Genomic DNA, 3,913 nt, shown 5'->3' with positions numbered 1-3,913 from the left:
GCGGAACTGCATTAAATTTATAAATTTAAACGGCGGGCGCGGATTGGCTGGAGCTTTTCAAAGCTGTGTTAAATCTATAACTTAAACGGCGAGTTTGAAAAAGATACGGACGATCTCGCCGCACGCCGCTTTGAGCGAGCGCATGCGATCCGTCGCAAAATTTCTACTCATAGAATTTTGCGCGGAATTTAAAGAATTTTTGCCGCGATTTAGAAAATTTCTAGCGGTGATTTATGGAATTTACGCCGCTATTTTAACGTAAGTAATTTTGGCGGTTCGCGGATTTGCGGCGCGCAAATAGGTCTTTAAATTTCAAAAATAGATTGAATTTAAAATTTTAATATGATAAATTTCAAATAAAAATAAGGAGATGAAAATGAAAAAATTTATATTCGCCCTGTTTGGCGTATTTATCTGCAGCGCAGCGCTTGCGGGAGATGCCGAGCGCTGCAAGGTTTTGGCGGATGCCGTAAATGGGCGCAGCCACCCAGAGACTGAAGATATAAAGTTGGGCGCGCCTACATGCGAGGGCGATAAATTTGTAATTCCCACGATTCTAAAAAATGAAATTTGGGATAAAGTAGATCCTAAAATAAAGCAAAATTTTGAGAGAGTTTTGCGCGCCGATAGGCAAAAGGACGTTTGCGCGACGATGAAAGCGGTCGGTCTAAAACGCATAGGCGTGCGAGAATTTCTGCAAAGCGGCGAAAAAATCGCCGATCTGACCTACACGCGCAGCGATTGCGGCTTAGAGTAAAATTTCAAAGGAGAGATAATGGAAGTGCCTCAAGCGGCGTATAGCAGAGATAAAATCATCATTCGCACCGGTGCGATCGGTATCATTTCAAATGTAATTTTAGCGGCATTTAAGGGCGTCGTGGGGCTGATTTCGGGCTCGATCGCGATCGTGCTTGATGCCGTAAACAACCTAAGCGACGCACTTTCATCCGTCATTACGATCGTGGGCGTGCATCTTGCTAGCAAGCAGCCCGATCGCGCGCACCCTTTCGGACACGGCAGGATCGAGTATCTAAGCGCGATCGTAATCGCCGTCATCATCCTCTACACCGGCGGCGTCTCGCTCGTTGAATCGATCAAAAAGATCATCCATCCGCAAACGGCGAATTATAATGCGGTTTCGCTCGCCATCATCGCAGTGGCGGTCGCGGCGAAATTTAGCCTGGGGCTCTATACGCAAAAGACGGGCGAGCGCGTAAATTCCGACTCGCTCATCGCAAGCGGCGTGGACGCCAAATACGACGCGCTCGTATCGCTAGCCACTCTCGTAGCGGCTTTGATTTCGCTTATTTTCGGACTGAGCTTGGAAGCATATCTGGGCGCGATAATTTCGGCGCTTTTAATCAAAACGGCGTATGAAATTCTGCGCGATACGATCAGCAAGCTTTTGGGTTCGCGCCCGAGCCTGGAGCTGACGAATGAAATTTACGACGTCGTGCGCGGCTTTGAGGGCGTCATCGGCGCGTATGATCTGATGTTTCATGACTATGGGCCCGATAAGATGGTCGGCAGCATCCACATCGAAGTCGCAGAGGACACGACCGCAGCGCAGATCGACGCTCTTACGCGCCGCATCCAAAACGCCATTTTTGCGAAATTTAATATCATCCTGGATACCGTAGGAATTTACGCGTTTAACAGGAACGATCCGCGCGCCGCCGAGATCTACGAGCATATCAAGCAGATGGCGTTTTCGCATAAGTTCGTTTCGCAGATACATGGATTTTATCTCGACGAGCCAAAACACTCGATCAGCTTCGACGTTATCGTCGATTTCGCAGCGCCCGATATGGAGGCGACGTTTCGCGCGGTCTGCAAGCAGGTACGCGCCGCGTATCCGAACTACACGCTCATCATCACTCGCGATAGCGACTACAGCGGCTAAAATTTAAATTGCTCTAGCGGTTTAAATTTAATCGCGCTGGCTCTCGCTTTCTCGCGCACCCCTTCGGCGAAATTTCAGAATTTTAAGCTACAATAGGAGAAATTTATCGCGGTTTGCCGCGGCGCAAAAGATGCAATAAACCGCGAGATGAAATTTGCGCGCAAAACCCGGCAGAAGCCCGCGCGTAAGGCAACGCAAAGAGAAATTTAAAAGGAAAAATATGGTTGAAATCAAAGATCTTACGATGCGCTTCGGCAAACAGCTGCTTTTTGAAAACGTAAATTTGAGCCTCGATAAGGGCAGGCGCTACGGTCTCATCGGCGCAAACGGCGCGGGAAAATCGACGCTGCTTAAAATTTTAAGCGGGCAGATCGAAGCAAGCAGCGGCGAAATTTTGATCCAAAGCGGGCTTAAAATCGGCGTTTTGGGGCAGGATCAGTTCGCTTTTGAAAGCTTCAGCGTCAAAGACGCAGTACTCTACGGCAACAAGCGCCTTTATGACGCCGTGCGCGAAAAGACGCAGCTTTACGAAGCGAGCGAGTTTAACGACGAGATAAACGAGCGCCTCGGCGAGCTTGAGATGATCTGCGCCGAGGAGGATCCCGCTTACGAATACGAAACGCGGATCGAGAAAATTTTAAGCTCGCTGGGGCTGAATGATTTCGATAAAAAGATGAGCGAGATCGAGACGAGCGATAAATTTAAGGTTCTTCTCGCGCAGGTGCTCTTCCCGCGCCCCGACGTGCTGTTTTTGGACGAGCCTACGAACAACCTCGATATCGACGCCATTTCGTGGCTCGAGTTTGAGCTAAATCGCCACGCGGGCACGCTCGTAGTCATCAGCCACGACCGCCACTTTTTAAACCGCGTCTGCACGGACATCCTCGACGTGGATTTTAGGCGGGTGCGCGAATTTAGCGGCAATTACGACGACTGGTTCATAGCGTCCAATCTCATCGCCAAGCAGGCGCAGTTTGAGCGCGAGAAAAAGCTCAAAGAAAAGGCGGAGCTTGAAAAATTTATCGCTCGCTTTAGCGCCAACGCAAGCAAGGCAAAGCAGGCAACGAGCCGTCAAAAACAGCTCGATAAACTCGATCTTAGCGAGCTTGCGACCTCTTCGCGCAGAGAGCCTAGCATTTTATTCAAGCCCGCCCGCGAGATCGGTAATGAAATTTTAGAGCTAAGCGGCGTGGATATGAGCTTCGGCGAGATTGAAATTCTGAAAAATTTCAACCTCAAGCTCGCTCACGGCGATAAGATCGGCATCATCGGTCGAAACGGCGTGGGCAAAAGCACGCTTTGCAAGATCATCATGAGCGAGCTCGCGCCGCAGCGCGGTAAGGTGCACATGGGCGCCACGATCGAGCCTGGGTACTTCGCGCAGGATACGAATAATAAAATTTCAGGCGAGCTCAAGCTCTACGAATATCTACAAAGCCCGCAAAATAGGGATCTTGATGAAATTCGCAAATGCCTTGGACGTATGCTTTTTAGCGGCGCGGAGCAGGAGAAAAGCGTGGGCAGCCTAAGCGGCGGCGAGAAACACCGCGTGATGCTAAGCAAGCTAATGCTGCAACGCCCGAACCTGCTGGTGCTCGATGAGCCCAACAACCACCTCGATCTTGAGGCGATCATCGCGCTCGGTGAAGCGCTGTATAACTTCACGGGATGCGCGATCTGCGTGAGCCATGACCGCGAGCTCATCGACGCGTTCGCAAATAGAATTTTGCACCTCAAAGGAGACGGCGAAATCGTCGATTTTAGGGGCACTTATGAGGAGTATCGCGAGAGCTTGGGAGCGAGCGATGATTGAGATCTGCGTAAACGGCGAGCCGCTGCAACTGGCGCAGGATATGAGCGTGAGCGAGTTTTTGCGCCGGCGCGGACACGATCTACGCCTAGTAGCGCTCGAGCGCGACGGCGAAATTTTAAAAAAAGAGACGTGGGAGCGCACGCAGATCTCAAGCGGCAAAAAATATGAGATCGTCGAGTTCGTAGGCGGCGGCTGAG

5 protein-coding genes are annotated in these 3,913 nt (G+C 50.5%); all 5 read left to right on the top strand.

All coding sequences use genetic code 11. The features are described 5' to 3' along the window. The first annotated feature begins 94 nt into the window (after positions 1–94). The 5 genes from Q0614_RS07085 (at position 95) to thiS (ending at position 3,912) form a co-directional block, all read left to right on the top strand. Positions 95–262: a hypothetical protein gene (locus Q0614_RS07085; protein ID WP_177388166.1), complete on the top strand. Its 168-nt coding sequence runs from the start codon at positions 95–97 to the stop codon at positions 260–262. Positions 263–376: 114 nt separating this feature from the next. Then, a complete protein-coding gene (locus Q0614_RS07080) occupies positions 377–757 on the top strand; it encodes a hypothetical protein (protein ID WP_298787595.1) in 381 nt (126 codons plus the stop codon). A gap of 18 nt (positions 758–775) precedes the next feature. Further along, positions 776–1,903 carry a cation diffusion facilitator family transporter gene (locus tag Q0614_RS07075; RefSeq protein ID WP_298787593.1) on the top strand — a complete coding sequence of 376 codons (1,128 nt, stop codon included), beginning with the start codon at positions 776–778 and terminating at the stop codon, positions 1,901–1,903. Between the two features lie 220 nt (positions 1,904–2,123). Next, the gene (locus Q0614_RS07070; protein ID WP_298787591.1) at positions 2,124–3,716 is read left to right on the top strand and encodes an ABC-F family ATP-binding cassette domain-containing protein; all 1,593 of its coding nucleotides are present in this window, start codon (positions 2,124–2,126) and stop codon (positions 3,714–3,716) included. After that, positions 3,709–3,912 carry a sulfur carrier protein ThiS gene (thiS, locus tag Q0614_RS07065; RefSeq protein WP_298787589.1) on the top strand — a complete coding sequence of 68 codons (204 nt, stop codon included), beginning with the start codon at positions 3,709–3,711 and terminating at the stop codon, positions 3,910–3,912. Before Q0614_RS07070 ends, thiS begins: the two co-directional genes overlap by 8 nt. Position 3,913: the final 1 nt, after the last annotated feature.

The sequence above is a fragment of the uncultured Campylobacter sp. genome (assembly GCF_937997595.1).
Lineage (GTDB): Bacteria > Campylobacterota > Campylobacteria > Campylobacterales > Campylobacteraceae > Campylobacter_B.
This window is presented reverse-complemented; position numbering and strand designations above follow the sequence as displayed.

What these genes read in the sequence shown, in the direction of transcription:
- Q0614_RS07070 (WP_298787591.1), top strand. Translation starts at nt 2,124, where the DNA reads ATGGTTGAAATCAAAGATCTTACGATGCGCTTCGGCAAACAGCTGCTT.
- Q0614_RS07075 (WP_298787593.1), top strand. Translation starts at nt 776, where the DNA reads ATGGAAGTGCCTCAAGCGGCGTATAGCAGAGATAAAATCATCATTCGC.
- thiS (WP_298787589.1), top strand. Translation starts at nt 3,709, where the DNA reads ATGATTGAGATCTGCGTAAACGGCGAGCCGCTGCAACTGGCGCAGGAT.
- Q0614_RS07080 (WP_298787595.1), top strand. Translation starts at nt 377, where the DNA reads ATGAAAAAATTTATATTCGCCCTGTTTGGCGTATTTATCTGCAGCGCA.